The 19,437-nt window shown below is 69.6% G+C and carries 9 protein-coding genes; 7 read left to right on the top strand and 2 right to left on the bottom strand.

The window, feature by feature from the left end:
- Window positions 1–589 precede the first annotated feature (589 nt).
- Entirely contained in the window at window positions 590–1,849 is a 1,260-nt protein-coding gene (locus OG897_RS29535; protein ID WP_266661483.1) for an FAD-dependent monooxygenase, read from the top strand.
- Between the two features lie 303 nt (window positions 1,850–2,152).
- Here the strand turns inward: OG897_RS29535 and OG897_RS29530 are convergent, their stop codons facing one another.
- Window positions 2,153–3,907: an alpha/beta hydrolase gene (locus tag OG897_RS29530; protein ID WP_266661481.1), complete on the bottom strand. Its 1,755-nt coding sequence runs from the start codon at window positions 3,905–3,907 to the stop codon at window positions 2,153–2,155.
- A 473-nt stretch (window positions 3,908–4,380) separates the two neighbouring features.
- Here OG897_RS29530 and OG897_RS29525 point away from each other — a divergent pair, with 473 nt between their 5' ends.
- Window positions 4,381–5,010, top strand: a complete 630-nt coding sequence (locus OG897_RS29525) for an NAD(P)H-dependent oxidoreductase (RefSeq protein ID WP_266661479.1) — start codon at window positions 4,381–4,383, stop codon at window positions 5,008–5,010.
- A gap of 267 nt (window positions 5,011–5,277) precedes the next feature.
- Here the strand turns inward: OG897_RS29525 and OG897_RS29520 are convergent, their stop codons facing one another.
- Entirely contained in the window at window positions 5,278–5,931 is a 654-nt protein-coding gene (locus tag OG897_RS29520) for an HSP18 transcriptional regulator (RefSeq protein WP_266661477.1), read from the bottom strand.
- A gap of 128 nt (window positions 5,932–6,059) precedes the next feature.
- Between OG897_RS29520 and OG897_RS29515 the strand changes: the two genes are divergently transcribed.
- The 5 genes from OG897_RS29515 (at window position 6,060) to OG897_RS29495 (ending at window position 19,434) form a co-directional block, all read left to right on the top strand.
- Window positions 6,060–6,494, top strand: a complete 435-nt coding sequence (locus OG897_RS29515; protein WP_266661475.1) for an Hsp20/alpha crystallin family protein — start codon at window positions 6,060–6,062, stop codon at window positions 6,492–6,494.
- 142 nt (window positions 6,495–6,636) lie between these two features.
- Window positions 6,637–7,080, top strand: coding sequence for a DUF2267 domain-containing protein (locus OG897_RS29510; protein ID WP_266661473.1), 444 nt, complete (start codon window positions 6,637–6,639; stop codon window positions 7,078–7,080).
- 519 nt (window positions 7,081–7,599) lie between these two features.
- Window positions 7,600–8,166, top strand: a complete 567-nt coding sequence (locus tag OG897_RS29505) for a hypothetical protein (RefSeq protein WP_266661471.1) — start codon at window positions 7,600–7,602, stop codon at window positions 8,164–8,166.
- Between the two features lie 327 nt (window positions 8,167–8,493).
- A complete protein-coding gene (locus tag OG897_RS29500; protein ID WP_266661469.1) occupies window positions 8,494–8,715 on the top strand; it encodes a hypothetical protein in 222 nt (73 codons plus the stop codon).
- 42 nt (window positions 8,716–8,757) lie between these two features.
- Entirely contained in the window at window positions 8,758–19,434 is a 10,677-nt protein-coding gene (locus OG897_RS29495; RefSeq protein ID WP_266661467.1) for a non-ribosomal peptide synthetase, read from the top strand.
- Window positions 19,435–19,437: the final 3 nt, after the last annotated feature.

Raw genomic sequence — 19,437 nt, 5'->3', positions numbered from 1 at the left:
CCTCCCGAAAGCGCTGTCCGTACCGTTCGCGAGAGCTTTGGCCATGCCTGTGCAATGACGGTGAACAGAGTGCGGGGCATCGGTGTCGGGCATGGGCGCCTTCATGCGGTCCCGGGTCCGCGGCGGGCGCGGATGACCGATGGCTCACCCGGGTTCGCAGCCGGTCAAAGTCACCACCGTTCCATCCAGCCAGTTGCGGGGGGCCTCGTGTCTACCTGCAGGTCTTGGCCGGTGGGGACCTGGGGGGGGCCGCCGAACTGCTGGCGGACACCGGGGCGTTCAGCGGGACCGGAGCGGCCGGCCAGGTTGGCCCCGCACCGGGGGCCGGGGCGAGCCGGGAGCCGTCCGCAGGGTCCTGTGCGCTGCCCTCGTTGGAGAGGAAGACGGGGGATCTGTCAGTTCGCGTGGTTCACCTCGTCGGCGTCAGTATGGGTCGACATGAGCCTCATCGGAGTCGGTGTTTCTCATCAATGTCTGCCGTGACCGATGAGTTCTGTGCGGATCCGTGGTCGACACAGCTGGACACACCGACAGCGGTGGACCCGTGCTGGGGACGTTCCAGCGCGGAAGGAAGCAGATGGAGGCTGTGATGAGCGTCGACGACTCCGACCCGGGGCACGCGAGCCGGACGGGCGGGCAGGGGAAGCGGGTGATCGGTCCCAGGGTGCTGGTGGCGGGGGCCAGCGTCGCGGGACCCGCGCTGGCCCACTGGCTGCGTCGGCGGGGGGCTGAGGTGACCGTGGTGGAGCGGGCTCCCGAACTGCGCCCCGGCGGGCAGGCGGTGGACGCGCGCGGGGTCGCCAAGGAGGTCATCGGGCGCATGGGGTTGGACGCGGCGGTGCGCGCGGCGTGCACCGACACCGCCGGCGCGCACACCGTGGACGCGGACGGGCAGGTACTGGAGACCTTCCGGGCCGACGACGACGGTGGCGACGGGTTCATCGCGGACATCGAGATCCTGCGCGGAGACCTCTCCCAAGTGCTCTACGACGACACTCGCGATGGCGTCGAGTACGTCTTCGGCGACCGAATCGCCGGGCTCGCCCAGGACGCGGACGGGGTCGACGTGGTCTTCGCGGGCGGCAACCGGCGGCGCTTCGACCTGGTGGTCGGGGCGGACGGGCTGCACTCGGAGCTGCGGGCGATGGTCTTCGGGCCGCATGAGCGGTTCCTTCGCCACCTCGGGCAGGTACTGGCCTTCTACAGTGTGCCCAACGAGTTCGGGCTGGACCGCTGGCTGCTGGAGTACCAGGATCAGAAGTCCGGGCGCTCCGCCCTCCTGCGGCCCGTCCAGGACACCACCCGGGCGATGGCCATGTTCTCCTTCGCCTCGGCCGGTTTCGACGTCGACCACCGTGACGTCGCAGCCCAGAAGATCCTGCTGCGGGAGCGGATGGCGGGCCTGGGCTGGTTGATCCCGGACCTCCTCGCGCACCTGGACGACACTCCGGACTTCTACCTCGACCAGGTCGCCCAGGTGGTGATGGACCGCTGGTCGAGCGGAAGGGTGGGGCTGCTCGGGGACGCGGCGTTCAGCTCGTCGCCGATGTCCGGGCAAGGCACCGGGCTGGCACTGGTCGGTGCCTACCTGCTGGCCGGAGAGCTGGCCGGTGCCGGATGGGACCCCGACGCCGGGTTCGCCCGCTACGAGGCGCGGATGCGGTCCTTCGTCGAGGCCAACCAGGAGATCGGCCGGTTGAACGCCCGCAGCCGCGACGTCCCCGGAGCAGACGCCGAGCCGCGCCCCGATTTCGGCGGCGAATGGTTCACGGAGCTGGTCGGGCGCGCGATCAACGGCGTCGAGCTGCCCGACTACGCGGGAGTGCCGGACACCGCGGCCCCGGCGTGACCGCCGATCACCTCGTCGGCCGAGTCGTAGGTGACACCTGACGTGTCGAGAGGGACCACGCTTCGGTAGGACACCGCCGGACGACCTTTGCCCATGCCGCCTGGGGCGTGCGCGTCGGAGCACTCGTTCGGCGGCCGGGCCAACTCCCGATGAGACGGGGTCGCCTCGGAGAACTGACAAGACCATGCCGCGCATGCCTGTCTCGTGGCCGACACGCACATCGGCCGGTGAGTGGCTCCAGTGCCAGGTGCCAGGTGCCGAAGCGTCGTGCGTGTGGTCGTTGTCCCCGGGCGCGCCCAGTGGTTAGGGGGCGTGCAGCCGTGGGTGTTGCGACCGGACTCCGAAGCGGTCCGGGGCTCGACCTGGAAACGCGGCCTCCGGCAGCACACCCTGTTTCTGGTTCTTCTGAGCCTTGGCGTTCGAATCGGCCGTCGCCCGGCAGGTCACGTCCTTCGCCGGGAGCCTGCCGGTGAGCAGGTACTCGTTGACCGTGCCGTCCGTGCAGGCATTGCCGTTGGGGTAGATGCCATGGCCCTCGCCGCCGAGGACGGTGACCATTTTGGATCCCTTCAGGTCCGTGTGCAGGGCCTGGCCGCTGGGCAGCGGGGTCTGCGGGTCCCACTCGTTCTGGACGATCAGGGAGCCGACCCTGTTGTTCACCACAGTCGCCGGTTCCACGGAAGTGCCCCAGAACGCACAGGGTTTGATGCCGGAAGCGAAGTCACCGAAGAGCGGGTAGCGGCCCCTGTCCCGGATGGCGTCCCGCCGGTAACTCTCCGGATCGCGGGACCAGGCGGCCGAGTTGTCGCCGCACACCACCGCGAAGAGACTCGCCATCACGTTGTCGGACGGCACCTCGGCCTCGGCCGCCGTGAGGGTGCCTTCCGCTACGGCCCTCTCCGATCCCGCCTTCTCTGATCCTGCCCTCTGCGATCCGCCGAAAGCCGATCCGCTGAAAGCCGTGAGCCTCTTCGCGGAAGCGGGCTTGCCTGCCGCGGCCTTCTTCAGCTCCACGACCGCTTCGGAGGCGGCCTGCGGGGTGAAGGCCGCCTCGCGCATACCGCTTCGGATGCCGTCACCGGTGACCGGCTTCCCCTCCACCACGATGGGCTTCTCGTCGGCCTGCGCGACCAGGTCCCACAGGGTCCGGCCAACCTCCTTCGAAGTGTCACCGAGACCGTACTTCTCCGCACGCCCGGCGGCCCACTCGGTCCACCGGTCGAACGCGGGCTCGGCACCCTCCGCCCACCACTGGATCATCCCCCGCCAGGCACGAGCCGGATCGACCGCGCTGTCCAGTACGAAACGGTCGGCCCGGCCAGGGAAGAGCTGGGTGTAGACAGCACCGAGGTAGGTGCCGTACGAGGTGCCCAGGTACGAGATCTTCTTCTCGCCGAGGATCGCCCGCAGCAGATCCATGTCGCGCGCGGTGTTGCGCGTGGTGAGGTGCGGAAGCAGATCACCCGCCTTCTCCTTGCACTTGTGCGCGACATCGCGCGCCCAGGCGACGTCCGCATCGAAGGTCTTCTCCTTGTACGGCCGCAGCCATTCCTCCTCCTCCGGCCCGAGACCGCAGGAGATGGGGCTGCTCCGTCCCACACCGCGCGGGTCGAAACCGATGAGGTCGAACTTCTGGAGCGCGGCCTCCGGGAGCTTGCCCCGGAGGATCATCGGCTGGTAGCGCCCCTTCATTCCCGGGCCGCCGGGATTGGAGAGCAGGACACCGTGCCGCTTGTCGGGCGCGGTACTCCTGATCCGGGACACCGCCAGATCGATTTGTTTTCCTCCGGGCCTCCGGTAGTCCAGCGGAACCTTGATCGTGGCGCACTCGAACTCCACCGGGGAGTTCGCCGCACACCGCTTCCACTGCGGCTTCTGCTGTACGTAGCGCTCCAGCGCACGCTGGGCAGCGGGCGAGGAGGCGACCGACGGGGCGGAGGGCGGAGCCGCGGTGGCCGTCGAGACGGTGAGCGCGGGAGCCAGTGTTGCCGTGACACCGAGAAGGAGACCGGGCCAACTCCTGTTGCGGCTTCCACTTCTGCTGCTGCTTCGACGCACGCGACGTTCCTTCCGGTCGTGTCTTCGGACAGGAACGATCATTCAGGTGGTGTCCGCCGGAAACATCCGTCGAGCGGCCCCAACTCCCGTCCCCCTGCGGACGGATGAGACGGCTCGCATGATCCTCTGGTCGTAGGCAAGAAGTGTGAGCACGCCCGATGTCCGAACCGATTGCCGCTACCGCTTCCACAGTTACCCGTCTTCGCTACGCGATGGCGACGTTGCGCCCCGAAGCGACCGTGCCCCCGCTGATTCCCGGCCAGGCCGAAGTCCAGAGGGGGACATCCTCCGGACAACCGAAACGGCACCGGCCTGCCGGGCGGGGTGACAGGTTGGCGGCCCGCGCTCGGCCCTTTCGACATCGTCTGCGTGGTCATGCACGGTCACAGGGCAGGTCAGGTCAGGTCTTCGAGGACCGCGAAGTCACCGCCACTGCGGCAGGCCGTACACGTGAGTGCTTCAATGGTCAACCCGTGAGTCCTACACAGGAGTTGATTCTCGTGCGCATGCGCGTCGGCGCGTATCTCGCTCATCCGCGTCCCGGCAGTTTCAATCACGCTCTTTTTGACACGATCGTCGCTGACCTGCGGGCTGTGGACTGCGAGGTGGTCACGCACGATCTCTACGCGGAGGGCTTTGGCCCGGTCCTGCGGGCGGACGAGACGGAGACGGTCGACGCAGCCGGGCTCTCCCAGGATCCCGATGTCGCCCTGCACCAGAGGGAGTTGGCGACTCTCGATGCGCTCGTCTTCGTGCACCCCAACTGGTGGGGGATGCCGCCCGCCATTCTCGCGGGCTGGCTCCAGCGGGTCCTGGTCCCGGGAGTCGCGTACAAGCTGGGTACGGCGGACGGGGAGCCGGTCGGCCTTCTGAAAGCGGGCCGTGCGCTGGTCCTGAACACCTCGGACACGCCGGAAGCCCGGGAGCGGGACGAGTTCGGCGACCCGCTGGAGCGCATCTGGTCGGCGTGCGTGCTGCCGTACACGGGAGTGACGGAGGTCCGGCGGGTGGTGTTCCGCACGGTCACGGACTCAACGGCCAAGGAGCGAGACAGCTGGCTGGAGCGAGTGCGCACAGAGGCGCACTGGCTCACGAGTAGGTAGGCGTCGGGCACTCACGGGGCTCAGAGGTCGGTGCAGTCCAGGGCACCGACCTCTTCGTCTGGTCGGCGAGGTCGGGGGTTGCGAGAAAGCCCCAGGCTCAGGCGTCGACGCCGGTGTCGGCGTCGGTGTCGACGTTGGTGTCGACGTTGGTCAAATTGACCATCGAAGCAGAACACACCACACCATGAACGAGCCCCCCGCCCGGCCACCCGTTGCGACCGCTGTTCCGGTCAGTGGCCTGCCGGGCAGGTGCTCCTCCCCAAGGGGTCAAGTGTTGCGCTGCTGATGGGTGTTGCGGCGGAGCCGGTCGGTGTGATGGGTGAGCGCGTCGAGTCGTTCGGTGAGTTCGGTGTCCTGGGGACGCAGATGGGGGCGGGTGTCCGTGAGGGGGCCGATGAGGTGGGCGGGGTCGTTGTCGGCGAGGGCGTCGTTCAGGCGGCTGAGGGCGTTCGCGGCACTGTCGGGGAGGTCCGGCAGGGCGGTGACCTGGGCGGCGAGGCGACGCAGGTCTGCGGCGTTGTCGCGGGCCCAGGCGGTGACGGTGCGTTCGGCGGCGCGGCTGTCGCGGGTGGCCTGGACGCGTTGTTCGCCGGTGCTTCCGGCCGTACCGGGGCGTCCGCGCAGGTAGCGGCGCTCGGCGGCCTGCCGGCTGGCTACTCCGAGGGGACCGGCGAGGTCGGCCCAGCTGGCCCCCTGGCCTCGGGCGGTTTCGATCAGGCCGCTCTCCCAGCCGGCGAGCTGTTCGCGGATCTCCCGAAGGAGCAGAAGTGCGGCCAGCGCCGGGTGCGGGCCGGAGCCGGTGGTGGCACCGGCGCTTTCCGCCGGTTGCTGGGCGTCGTCGAGGGCCCGGCTGATGGTGTCGAGTGCCGCGCTGACGGCGGGCAGGTGCGCCGCGCCGACCGGCGGGGTGGGGTCGGTCATCTCACGCTCCGCTCTGCGTCATCAGGTTGATGACGGCGTGCTTGTCATCGTTTCGATGACATGTTACAACGGTGGCACGTTGAAGCGCATTGGCAGTCTCTGCCTGATCCCACTGGAGGTGTTTCGCGATGTTGATGCGCACTGACCCGTTCCGCGAGATGGACCGCATCGTCCAGCAGCTGTCGGGGGCCACGGGCACGTGGACGAAGCCGACCGTGATGCCCATGGACGCCTACCGCGACGGCGACATGTACGTGATCGCTTTCGATCTCCCCGGTGTGAACTCCGAGGCGATCGACATCGACGTCGAGCGCAACATGCTGACCGTGAAGGCCGAGCGCAGGCCCGCGGAGAAGTCCGACGGCATCCAGATGGAACTCTCCGAGCGGCCCCTCGGCGTCTTCTCCCGCCAGGTCATGCTGGCCGACACGCTGGAGACCGAGCGCATCGAAGCTTCCTACGAAGCCGGTGTCCTGAGCCTCCGCATCCCGATCGCCGAACGCGCCAAGCCACGCAAGATCACCATCAGCAGCACCTCCGAGCGCCGGCAGATCTCCAGCTGACACTCCGGGCGGACCAGGCCCGCATGGGCCGGACCAGCGGCGGAGGACGGGCAGCCCCACCACGGCCAGCGCCGTCCTCCGCTTCCCCCGCACACACCACACCTGGCTGAACGCACTGGAAGAGAAAGGCATCCGCAGCACCATGTACGACCAGCCCCGTACGAACCCGTCCCCGACGGCTCTGACGTTCGACCAGATGCTGGATCACGTACGGCGCGAAGGCGCGTACCCCACCCGCGAACGTGCGGCCGAGGTCACCCATCAGGTCCTGGCCGCCCTCGGCCGCCAGCTCACCGGTGACGAACGCGTCGACCTCGCCCAACGCCTGCCCCTCGAAGCCGCGCTGACCTTCACCGGGCAGATCCCCGCCCGCGAGCAGCTCACCGGGTGGGGCTTCGTCAAGGATCTGGCCTCCCGCACCACGACCACCCCCGCCGTCGCCCGCTGGAACGCCGGCGCCATCCTCACCGTCATCGCCCGCCTGGCCGGACCCGACCTCCTGGCCCGTGTCCTGCGCCAACTGCCCGCCGGTTACGCCCTCCTCTTCGGCCAGGCCGAACTCCGCCAGCCCCAGCCCGCCGCCTGACCCCGCTCAGCCTCCGAGTCGTCGGCGGACGGGTCCACGCGCACCTCCGCCGATGCGGTCACCCGGTACGCCCACGCCCTGAAGCACGCGGCACTCTGCGGCCCGATCCCCACTTCACGCTGTCTACCTCCCGTGAACCGGCGGCTTCGCGTGGCCGAGCAGCCACCCTCACCCCGGGCTGGCGTACTTCTCCCGACGCCCGGTCGGTCCGTCCGCCTCGGAGGCCGCCGCGAACCGGTGCGGAGCAGAGGCGGAGCAGAGGCGGAACAACGCCCTCCGCCGGTGCGGGCACGCGGCCGAGACGCGCTCCCGCACCTCGGCTGACGCACCCTCAAATCTGTTTCCAGACAAGATGATCGCCGCTTCAGGACAGCCCCGTTCTTCCGCACCCATGCCGACTAGGGTGCCTGCAGATCCACTGCCAGGTGCTCTCGGCTGTCGAGGGGCAACACACCGGCGTGCCCACAGGACGGATGTGCGTTGAACACTCCATCGCCTCGCCTTCACCACCGTACGACGATGTCGTTCCTCCGCAGCAGGCTCGCCCCGATGCTCGCAGCGATCGCGATGTTCGCTGCCGTTTTCACTGGCACGTCCACCAGCACGGCGAGCGCCGCCGAAACCGGTGCGGCGGGAGCCACGGCGGGCGGGTGGACCTGCCCGGGCACCCCCGTTCCCCCCGGCTACGTCATCTCCGCCTTCAACCGCAGCGGCTGCAACGGCTCCGGGGCCTGGCTGCACGAGCCGGCCCGCGACGGCATCTGGACGTGCACGTACTCCCCCATCGTGACCGGGTACGTCATCACCGGTTACATCAGGAGCGGTTGTGACGGCATCGGATCCTGGCAGCACAAGCTCGCCCGGGACGGCATATGGACCTGTGGGGGCTCTCCGGTCGTCGACGGTTACGTCATCACCAACTACATGAAGAGCGGTTGCGACGGCGTCGGCGCCTGGTACCACCAGCTCGTCCGCAACGGCATCTGGACGTGCCCCTACTCCCCCATCCCGGCGGGCTACCGGAGCACCACGTACAACGCGACCGGATGCAGCGGCCTCGGCGCGTGGCTCACCGTGCGCGCCTGACCTCTACGGTGTCAGGGGTCTCCCCGGGCGTGTGAGCGCCCGGGGACAAGACCTTTTCCCACAGGGCCAGTTGGGGTGGCCCACGGGAGTGGAGAGCGGAGCTGGGACTGGATCGTTCCGGTCGGGCGATGGGAGCTCGGGCAGCCGCTATCACCTGCGGCGCGGATACGTCCGGTTGAAACGTAAAGGTGATGTGCCACACAGCGGAACAAACGCCGGATCAAGCCACGGTCTGCGGGTCATACTGCTTGTCATGACACCGACGGCCGCATCCGTGGGCGCCTCCTGTTCGCTCTGCCGCGCGCAGGTCTCAAACGCCCGGCCGAGATGTCGCGTTCGATCGGCATCTCGGGGCTCGTCGACGGCGGGCTGGTGTGCCGCGCCAGCTTCGGCTCGACCCGCGAGGGCACCCGTGCCTGCCACAGCTGGTCCTACGACCTCGTCGAAGTGCTGTGCGACGAACTCGTATCACCCCTTGGTCCCCGCCACCTGGAAGCCCGCTCCGTACGGGCTCGGGCAGAGTCCTTGCGTTCGCCCGCGATCTTCTGACGTAGCGCCACGCCCCGGTGGCGTGGCAGGACGGAGTCCGTCATGAGCCTTCGCGCGCTCACCCGCATGTACGCCGACGGCGAGATGTCGACGACGGAGGTACTGGCCGAACTCAGCAGACGGGTGGAGATCCCGCTGTCCGAGGGGCAACGCGGCTTGTGGGCACTGGCCAAGATGGAACCGGAGACGTACGCGTACAACGTTCCCGTGTGCTTATCGTCTGCGGACGTGGACACTGCGGCGCTTCAGGCCGCGTTCCGCGACACGCTTTTCCGGCATCCGCTTCTCTCGGCCACGGTGCGCGAGACGGATGACGGGCCGCGTCTGTCCCACAGAGATGCGGACGGTTTCTTCGTCGAGCACGTGGACATCTCCGATGTGCCGTCCGACCGAGTGCTGGACTTCCTGAAGGAGAGGGCGCGGCAACCGTTCGACCTGGCCGGGGATCCTTTGACCAGGCTGGCTGTCCTGCGTCGCTCCGCGTCCGAGGCGTACGTTCTGCTGGTCTTTCATCACCTCGTGATCGACGGGGTGTCGGGGCGTCTCGTCATCGACACGCTTCTCCGTTCGTACCGGGCACGGGTCGAGGGGCGGGACGTGCCGATCGAGGTGGGCTCCGCCTCATTCGGTGAGTTCGTCGAGTGGGAGCGGGACGTACTCACCGGCGAGCGCGCCGAGAAGGACCGCGAGTTCTGGGTGCGGGAGCTCACCGGCGCGGCAGTCCTCACAGGTTTACCCTCACAGACGGCTCTGCCACCGGACGCGCCCCACGTGGGCGAGGTGTACACCAGCCGGCTGACGGAAGACCGGGCCGCCGCCGTCGCGGCCTTCACCGCCTCGCATGAGATCAGCCCGGGGATCTTCTTCCTGGCGGCCTTCCTGACGTTGCTGCACCGGTACACCGGAAGCGAGGACCTCGTCATCGGGATGCCGGTGGCCGGGCGCCCGGCGGAGCGCTTCGACCCGATCGTCGGCTGCTTCGTCAACACGCTGCCCGTCCGGAACAGGCCGAACGCCTCCGAGGAGTTCACGTCGTTCGCCCGGCGCGTACAGTCCACGGTGCTCGAAGTACTTGAGCACGGTGCCTACCCGTTCCACCGGATCGTGGGCGACCTCGGCGCCCGGGGGGTGAATCCGCGGTCGCCGCTTTATCAGATCGTGTACAACTATCAGGATTCCGCTCTCTCCGGTTACCTGGGCGAGCGGGCCCGCGCCACTGGCGAGACGGAGTTCGAACTCGTCGACGGGCTGTACCAACTGGGCGAGTACGACCTCACCGTGGACGTGGCTCCCGGTGACGGGTTCCTGGTGAACTGGAAGTACCACCCCGACGCCTACTCGGCCGACGCCGTCGCGGGCATGGCAGAACACTTCGCCACCCTGGTGGACGGCATCCTCGACTCGGACGGGCGGTCGCCGCTGGGCAGGCTGAACCTGCTCGGCGACGAGGAACGGCGCCTCGTCATCGAGGCGTGGAACCGCACCGAGGTCGACTTTCCCGCGCATCGAACGTGCTGGGACCTCTTCGCGGAGCAGGCGGATGCGAACCCGGGTGCCCCCGCGGTCACCTGCGGGGAGCGGACTCTCACGTATCGCGAACTCGCGGACCGCAGCGCGGCGTTGGCGCAGACGCTGCGGCGTCAAGGCGTCGGCCCGGGGGACGTCGTAGGAGTCTGCTACGAACGGTCGCTCGACCTCGTCGAGGCCCTCCTCGCCGTCATGAAGCTCGGCGCGGTGTACCTGCCCCTGGACGGTCGGCTGCCTGCCGAACGCCTCTCCTCCATGGTCCAGGACAGCGGCGCGCAACTCGTCATCTGCCATGGGGCGACGATGGACAGGCTGGCCGGGGTGGGGTTGCCGAAGGCGAGGCTGTACCCGACAGACCGCCAGGATGATCAGGTCACCCAGGCGGGGGCAGCGGCCGGGGAGACGGCCGCCGATGCGCCGGGCTCGCGGGCCTCGGCATCTCCGGCCGCCTACGTCATCTACACCTCGGGCAGCACGGGGAAGCCCAAGGGCGTCGTCGTCCCGCACGCGGCGCTGACCAATTTCCTGCTGGCCATGGCACGCACGCTGGAGGTGACCTCCAACGACCGGCTGTTGGCCCTCACCACGCACAGCTTCGACATCGCCGCCTTGGAGCTCTACCTTCCGCTGGTCACCGGCGGGCAGGTCTGCATCTGCGAAGCGGCCACGGCCGCCGATGCCACCTTGCTGGCCGAGAAGATCGCCGCCTGGCGGCCCACCATCATGCAGGCCACTCCGGCGACCTGGGCCATGCTGGTGCGCGTCGGGTGGCAGAACACCGAGCGCGTCAAGGTGCTGTGTGGCGGCGAAACGTTGCCCGACGGCCTGAAGGACCAACTCGTCGCACGCGGCGAAGCCTGGAACCTGTACGGGCCCACGGAGACGACCATCTGGTCCTCGGCGAAACGGCTGCGCCGTGAGGAGCCGGTGACCATCGGCAGCCCCATCGCGAACACCCAGCTCTACGTACTCGACCAGAACATGAGTCCCCTGCCGGTCGGCGTCACCGGCGAGCTGCACATCGCGGGCGACGGAGTCGCGCTGGGCTACCACCGGAAGCCGGAGTTGACGGCCGAGCGCTTCCTGGACAACCCGTTCGCACCCGGACGTCTCTACCGGACCGGCGACCTCGCACGCCGACTGCCGAACGGCGAGATCGTCGTCCTGGGCCGGAGGGACAACCAGGTCAAACTGCGTGGCCATCGCATCGAACTCGGCGAGATCGAGTCAGTGCTCAACGCCCGCCAGGAGATCGGCCGAAGCGTCGTCCTGCTCACGCACGTCGGCCTGTCAGACAGGCTCACGGCCTATGTCACCCGAAACGGAGACGCGCCGGTCGACGCCGCACTGCTGCGCGCGGATCTCGCCAAGACCCTCCCCGCCTACATGGTGCCCGCCGCATTCGTGGCCCTGGACTCCTTCCCGCTCACGCCGCACGGCAAGGTCGACCGGGCGAAACTGGCCGAGGCCGCCCCGACGGTACCGCTCCCGGCAGCCGAAAGCCCTGTGGCCGCGCTCGACATCGAGCGGACCGTACGCGGAATCTTCGAAGAGGTGCTCGGCTCGCGGGACGTCGATCGTGCCGCGGGCTTCTTCGACATCGGCGGAGACTCGTTCGCGGCCATCGAAACGGTGGAGGTGATCAACCGCGAGTTCGGCTGCTCCCTGCGACCCACCAGCCTCTTCGCGCATCCGTCCGTCGCGGCGATGGCCCGGCACCTGACGGAGCTGCTGCCCGCCCGGCAGGCACCTGCGGCGCAGCCGGTCGAGCCCGAGCAGCCCCGTGAACAGCCCCGTGAACAGCCTCGTGAGCCGCACCGTGCCACTCCGGCAGCCGACGGCACCTGGCTCGATGATGCGATCGCGGTGATCGGCATGTCCTGCCGGTTCCCGGGCGCCATGGACCACCGCGCATTCTGGTCCGCGCTCGTGGAAGGACGCAGCGGCGGCACGTCATGGTCGGTCGAGGAGCTGCGCGCGCTCGGAGTGCCGGAAGAGCTGATCACCCGACCCGGATACGTGCCGCAGCGGTCGGTCGTGGACGGCAGGGCGGAGTTCGACGCGGCGTTCTTCGACATCTCCCCCCGCGACGCCGAGTTCATGGACCCACAGGCGCGCTTGCTGCTGCAGCACGCGTGGCAGGCGTTGGAGGATGCCGGTTACCGCCCGGAGGACGTTCCCGAGACCAGCGTCACCACGTCCACGAGCACGAACTTCTACCAGGCCCTGCTCCCGGCTCTGATGGCGAACGCGTCGGGCCCGCGCGTCCTGGAGAGCTCCGAGACCTACGCCGCATGGCTGTTCGCGCAAGGCGGCACCGTGCCCACGATGATCTCCACGAAGCTGGGCCTGCACGGCCCCAGCATGGCGGTGAGCACCAACTGCTCCTCGGCGCTGAGCGCGGTGCACGTCGCCTGTCAGGGACTCCTGACAGGCGACGCCGACCAGGCGATCGTCGGCGCGGCCAGCCTGTTCTCCGCAGGGGACCTGGGATACGTACACCAGCCGGGCCTGAACTTCTCCAGCGACGGGCGCAGCCGCGCGTTCGCCGACGGTGCCGACGGCATGTCCGGCGGTGAAGGTGTCGGTGTGGTCGTCCTCAAGCGCGCCAGGGAGGCGATAGCCGCTGGCGATCACATCTACTGCCTGATCCGCGGCGTCGCGGTGAACAACGACGGCGGTGAGAAAGCAGGGTTCTACGCGCCCGGTGTGCGCGGCCAGACCGAGGTGATCCGCAAGGCGCTGGACAAGGCGGGCGTGGACCCGTCGACGATCAGCTACGTCGAAGCGCACGGCACGGGCACGAGGCTCGGCGATCCCATCGAGGTCGCGGCTCTGACCGAGGCGTACCGGCCCTACACGGCACGCAGCCAGTACTGCGGCATCGGCTCGGTCAAGAGCAACATCGGCCACCTGGACGCGGCCGCGGGGATCGCCGGCCTCATCAAGGTGGCCCTGGCGCTGCAGCACGGCGAGGTTCCGCGGACCCTGCACTGCGACCTGCCGAGCTCGGAGATCGCGTGGGACGAGTCGCCGTTCTTCGTGGCCGACCGGAATCTGCCCCTGGACGGCGACCAGCCCGCGCGGGCGGGCCTGAGCTCCTTCGGGATCGGCGGCACCAACGCGCACGCAGTACTGGAACAGGCGCCGACCGGTGCGCGCGCCGCCGGACGCCCCGGACCCCAGGCGGTGGTCCTCTCGGCCCGTGACGGGGAGCGGCTCGGCGTTCTCGCCCGGCAGCTTCTGGAGTTCCTGCCGGGGTACCGGGACGCGCACGGCGATCTGGCGTCGCTCGCGTACACGCTGCAGGTCGGGCGGCGGGCGATGACCGAACGAGCGGTCTTCGTCGCGAACGACGTCGACGGACTGATCGCGACCCTTCAGGAGTACGTCGAGCGCGGGGCGCGCGGAACGGTGTTCGAAGGTTCGGCCCGACGGCCCGAGGACACGCTCCTCGGCCTGTTCGACCGCCCCGGGGAACTGCGGGACCTGACCACCGGGTGGCTCGAACGCGGGGAGTGGGACAAGATCGCGCCCCTGTGGGTCAACGGCGTCGACGTCGAGTGGCACGCCCACTACGGTGCGAACCCGCCGGTGCGGGTGAGTCTGCCGACGTATCCGTTTGCTGCGAAACGGTTCTGGCCGACTGCCGAGGCGGTGTCGGCCCCCCGGGCCGCTGAGCCGCTCGACGCGGCATCGTTGCTCGTGGCCGCGGCCGGGCCCGACAACGTCGAAACGTTCCTGTCCGGGCGGGCATCCGCCACGGACGAGATGGACAGTCTCTCGCGCCCGCTCGTGCTCGCACAGCTCGTGGCGGCAGGACTCTTCCACGCGCCCGTTCGTCGCGACCTCATCGGGCAAGGGGTCGCGCCGTCCTTCGCCCAGTGGCTCGACCATACGGTCGCCGTGCTGCTGAGCCACGGAGAACTCGTGCGTGAGGGCGCATGCGTGGCGCCCAGGAAGAGTGCGCCAGGTCTCGAACAGGCGTGGCGCACCTGGCGTGCGTGGAAGGACGCCCATGCCGGGGATCCGGAGCTGGCGGCCAAGACCGGTCTGACGGAGCGCATGATCGATGCCCTGCCCGCGATCCTTTCCGGGCGGACGAAGGCCACGGCGGTCATGTTCCCGGGCGGCTCGTTCGAGCTGGTCGAACCGGCGTACCGGGGGAACGCGACAGCCGACTACTTCAACGACGTGACGGCCGGCGCGGTGCGCGCGGAGGTGGACGCCCGCCACCACGACGGGATCCGGCTGCTGGAGATCGGAGCGGGCACCGGCAGCACCAGCGAGCGCGTCTTCGCGCAACTGGCGGGCCGCGACCTCGCCGAGTACTGCTATACGGACCTTTCGAAGGCGTTCCTGATCGACGCGGAGCGGCGGTTCGCCGGTCACGTGCCGTACGTGTCCTTCACGACCTTCGACGTGGAGCGGGAGCCCGGCGCGCAGGGACTTGCCGTGGGCGGCTATGACATCGTCATCGCCAACAACGTCCTGCACGCCACCCAGGACATCGTGCAGGCGGTCCGTCATGCCAGAGCACTGCTGCGGCCCGGCGGAGTCCTCGTACTCAACGAGCTCGCCCGGAACGACTGGTGGTCGCACCTGACGTTCGGGCTCCTCGAAGGGTGGTGGCGGCCCACGGACGGAAGGCGTATCGAGGGGGGACCGGCGCTGTCCTCGGACTCGTGGCGCGCGGTGTTGCGGGAGTGCGGGTTCGACACGGTGGAACTGCTGGCGGAGCCCGCCCGGGACCTGGGCCAGCAGGTGGTGCTGGCGCGTGCCGGCTCGCCCGTCCCGCGCCGGGATCCGCGGCCTGCCGTGTCCGGTTCGCAGCCTGCCCCGGCCGGTTCGACCGAGAAGCACGTCCGCACGACCGTCGAGCGGATCCTCGCCGAAACGCTGAGGCTGACCGCGGACGAGCTCGCGGCCGACAAGCCCTTCGCCGACTACGGGCTGGACTCGCTCACCGGCGTCTCCCTGGTGAACCGGCTCAACGAGTCGCTGAGCATTGACCTCGATCCGAGCGTGCTGTTCGAGAACCCGTCGATCAGGCGGCTGACGCGTTTCATCCTCGACGAGGAGGGCGCCGCCATCGTGGCCTCGGTACCCGAGCGGTCCGAGCCCACCATGCCGTCGGAGCCGACCGTGCCATCCGAGCCCACCGAGCCATCGGAGCCGACCGAGCCGTCGGGCGGTGGCCGGGAGCCCGTCGCGATCGTCGGCATGAGCGGCCGGTTCCCGGGTGCCCGGGATGTCGACACGTTCTGGGACCTGTTGGCCTCCGGCCGGGACGCCGTCGCGAAGGTGTCCCGTTGGGACCTCGCGTCGCTGGGCATCGACTGCGTGGACGGCGGTCTCCTGGACGGCGTCGACGAGTTCGACCCGCTCTTCTTCGGGATCTCCGGCGCGGAGGCCGTCTACATGGAGCCGCAGCAGCGGCTGTTCCTCCAGGAAGCGTGGCGGGCGCTGGAGGACGCGGGCCACGCGGGCGAGTCGCTCGACCGCGACCGGTGCGGTATCTACGTGGGCTGCGCCGCAGGCGACTACCTGGACATGACGGGGCCAGCCGACTACCCGGGCCAGGCGCTGTGGGGCAACATGAACTCCCTCGTGCCGTCCCGCATCGCGTACTACCTGGACCTGCACGGGCCGGCGCTCGCGGTCGACACCGCCTGCTCCAGCTCGCTGGTCTCCCTCTACCTGGCGTGTCAGGCACTGTGGGCGGGCGAGGTGACCACGGCCATCGCGGGCGGGGTCTACGTCCAGAACTCGCCTCGGCTGTATCTGGCGGCGACGCGGGCCGGGATGCTCTCCCCGACTGGCCGGTGCCGTGCGTTCGACCAGGCGGCCGACGGATTCGTGCCTGCCGAGGGAGTCGGTGCCCTGGTCCTCAAACGGCTCTCGGACGCCGAGGCGGACGGCGACCACATCCACGGCGTGATCCGTGGAATCGGGATCAACCACAACGGCACGACGAACGGGATCGCCGCGCCGAACGGGACCTCGCAGGAACGGCTGATCCGGCAGATCTATCAGGACTTCGACATCGACCCCGAGGGGATCGGGCTGGTCGAGGCACACGGCACCGGAACCAAGCTCGGCGACCCGGTGGAATTCCGGGCGCTCGATCGCGCGTTCCGTGGCTTCACGGACGCCGAGCGGTTCTGCTCGCTCGGCTCGACGAAGGCGTCCATCGGCCATGCGCAGGCCGCGGCCGGCGTGATCGGCGTCATCAAGACACTCCTGGCGATGAGGCACGAGGTGATCCCCGGTCTGCCCCACCACACGGAGACGAACTCCAGTGTCGCGTTGTCCGGCAGCCCGTTCTTCGTGCACACGGAGCCGCAGCGGTGGGACGTGCCGGAAGGCGGCAAGCGGCGCGCCGCAGTCACGTCGCTGGGCGCGAGCGGAACCAACGCCCACGCCGTCATCGAGCAGGCGTCGAAGCCGCCCGCGCCGCCACGGAGCAGGCAGGGCGAGGCCCGGCTGATCGCGCTGTCCGCGGCGACGGAGCACGCCTTGCGCGAACAGGTGGCCCTGCTCGCGCGCCACTGCCGCGAGCACCCGGACCTCGAAGTCGGCGACGTGAGCCACACACTTCTGCTCGGCCGCAGGCACCTGCGGCACCGATGGGCGCGGGTGGTCCGGGACATCGCAGAACTGGAGAACCAGTGCACTGCCTGGCTTTCCGGGCAGGATGACCCGGCGCAGAGCGCTGACTCCAGGCTGCAGGCGCTCGCCGAGCAGTTCCTTGACGGTGAGGCACCGGATTTCGCCGCGTTGTTCCGCGACAGCCGCTACCGCCGCGTTCCGCTGCCGGTCTATCCCTACGAGCGGGAACGCTACGCGCTGCCGACCCGCGCGGTGGCAGACGACGGGCCGCAGCGCGAGGGGGACCTCCTCACCGGGGACGAGTTCTATCTGCGTGACCACCAGGTACAGGGAACCGCGATCGTCCCGGGGGCCATGTATCTGCGGTGGGCCGCCGCAGCGGCGAGGCGGACCGCGAGCGACGCGGTCCGCCTGGACGACGTCGTCTTCCTGCGACCCCTCGCGGTCGCGGGCGTGCCGCGCGCACTGCGGGTGGCACTTCGCGCGGACGGCGACGTCACCCGGTTCAGCGTGTCCTCCACGGAGTCCCCCGGGGACGAGCCCGTTCTCCACTGTCAAGGTGAGGTGTCCGGGGTGGAGCCGACGGCTGCGCGGGCACTCGATCTGCCCGCGCTGCTTCGGGACTTCCCCTCCACCGGGTTCGACTCCTCGCGGTTCTACGCCGAGTGGCGGGATCGCGGTATCGCCTACGGCCCCACGTTCCAGGGGGTCGTGGCGGTGCATCGGAACGACGACGCGGTGCTCGCCGAACTGCGGCTGCCCGGCGCGGCGACAGGAACCACGGACGGCCTGGCCCCGCACCCGGTGCTGGTGGACTCGGCGATGCAGTGCATGCGATTGCTCGACGGCGACGATCAGGTCGGGTTGGTGTTCTCCATCAAGTCGGTCGAAGTCCTCTCCCCCGGCACGGCCACGATGTGGGCCCTGATACGCCGTGCCGAGGACGCGCGCGGCGCGGACCGGATCAACATCGACCTCGCGGCCGACGACGGCACGGTGTGCCTGCGCCTGCGAGGCATCGCGGGCCGTCGAGCCGAGCAGACGCCGGACCCGGAGGACGACGCCGTCACACTGCTGCCGGTGTGGGATGCCCTTCAACGGACGGAATCGGCGACGTGGCCGCAGCGTTCCGCATCCGTGGGCATTGTCGCGCCCCCAGGGCAGGCGCGGGACGTGCTCATCGCGCGCTATCCAGGAGCGCACGTGATCGCGGACCCGACGCAGGGTACGGCGGACCCGACGCAGAGTACGTACGACAGCCTGGAGAAGTCCGTCCGGTCGGTTCCGGAACTCGACCATCTGATCTGGGTGGCGCCCCGTGCCGTGGACGACCGGTCTGGTGCGAGCGTCGTCGAGGCCCAGTCCAGCGGTTCGCTGCACGCCTTCCGTACGGTGAAAGCGCTTCTGGCCGCAGGGTACGGCGAACGCTCACTGGGCCTGACCCTGATCACTGAGCGGGCGCACGCCGTCCATGAGGCCGAGGCCGTCGACCCGGCGCACGCCGGTGTCGCCGGTCTGGCGGGGTCGACCGCGAAGGAGTACCCGAACTGGCGGGTGCGGGTGGCGGACCTCGAGGACTACGACGCGCCCTCTCTCGCCGCGGTGCTCGACCTGGCCGCGGACCCGGACGGCAACCTGCGTATCCACCGCGACGGCCGGTGGCACGGGCAGCGGCTGATGACTGTTCAGCCGGCCTCGCCGACGTCGTCCCGGCTGCGGCAGGGCGGCACGTACGTCATCGTCGGCGGGGCGGGCGCCCTCGGCACGGCCATCAGCGAGTACCTGATTCGCCGGTACAAGGCCCAGGTGGTGTGGCTCGGGCGCAGGCCGCAGGACGCGCGAGTCGAAGCCGCCGTCGCGCAGGCGGCCGGCGCGGACGGGCCCGCGCCGCTGTACCTGCGGTGCGACGCCACCGACCCTGCGTCGCTGCGTACGGCGAAGGACGAGATCGTACGGCGGTTCGGGACGGTGCACGGCGTCATCCACTCGGGCCTCGTGTTCTCGGGGGCGAGCCTGGCCAGGATGAGCGAGGCGCAGTTCGAGGACGTACTGCGCGGAAAGGTCGACGCGAGCGTCCGGTGCATGCAGGTGTTCGGCGGTGACTCGCTCGATTTCGCCTTGTTCCTGTCCTCGATCAACTCCTACCTCAAGGCCATCAAGCAGGCGAACTACGCGGCCGCCTGCACGTTCCTCGATTCCTTCGCACTGACGGTGCAACGCCACTACGGCACGGACGGCAAGGTGCTGAACCTGGGCTACTGCTTCAACAACGCACCCACCGAGGGCGAGCGGAACGCGGTGGTCGGAGCACAGGCGCCGCTCATCCAGCCGGACGAGCTGGCGGCGGCGATCGAGCGACTGTGCGCAGGACCGGTCAGCAGGCTGACGTTGATGAAGTTCAGCCCCGCGCTCAACAACCGGGGCATCGTGCTGGGCGACGACGAACTCGTCCTCCCCACGGCCGTGCCGCCGGTCGCCGGGCCCGCCGACGTCCAGGACCGGGCGGCCGTGCCGGGCGGCGAACTGGAGCTGGAGCGGCTGCGCGCCCGCACCGCGCAGCTGACCGCACTCACGATCTGATCG

The sequence above is a fragment of the Streptomyces sp. NBC_00237 genome, assembly GCF_026342435.1.
Classification (GTDB): Bacteria; Actinomycetota; Actinomycetes; order Streptomycetales; family Streptomycetaceae; genus Streptomyces.
This window is presented reverse-complemented; position numbering and strand designations above follow the sequence as displayed.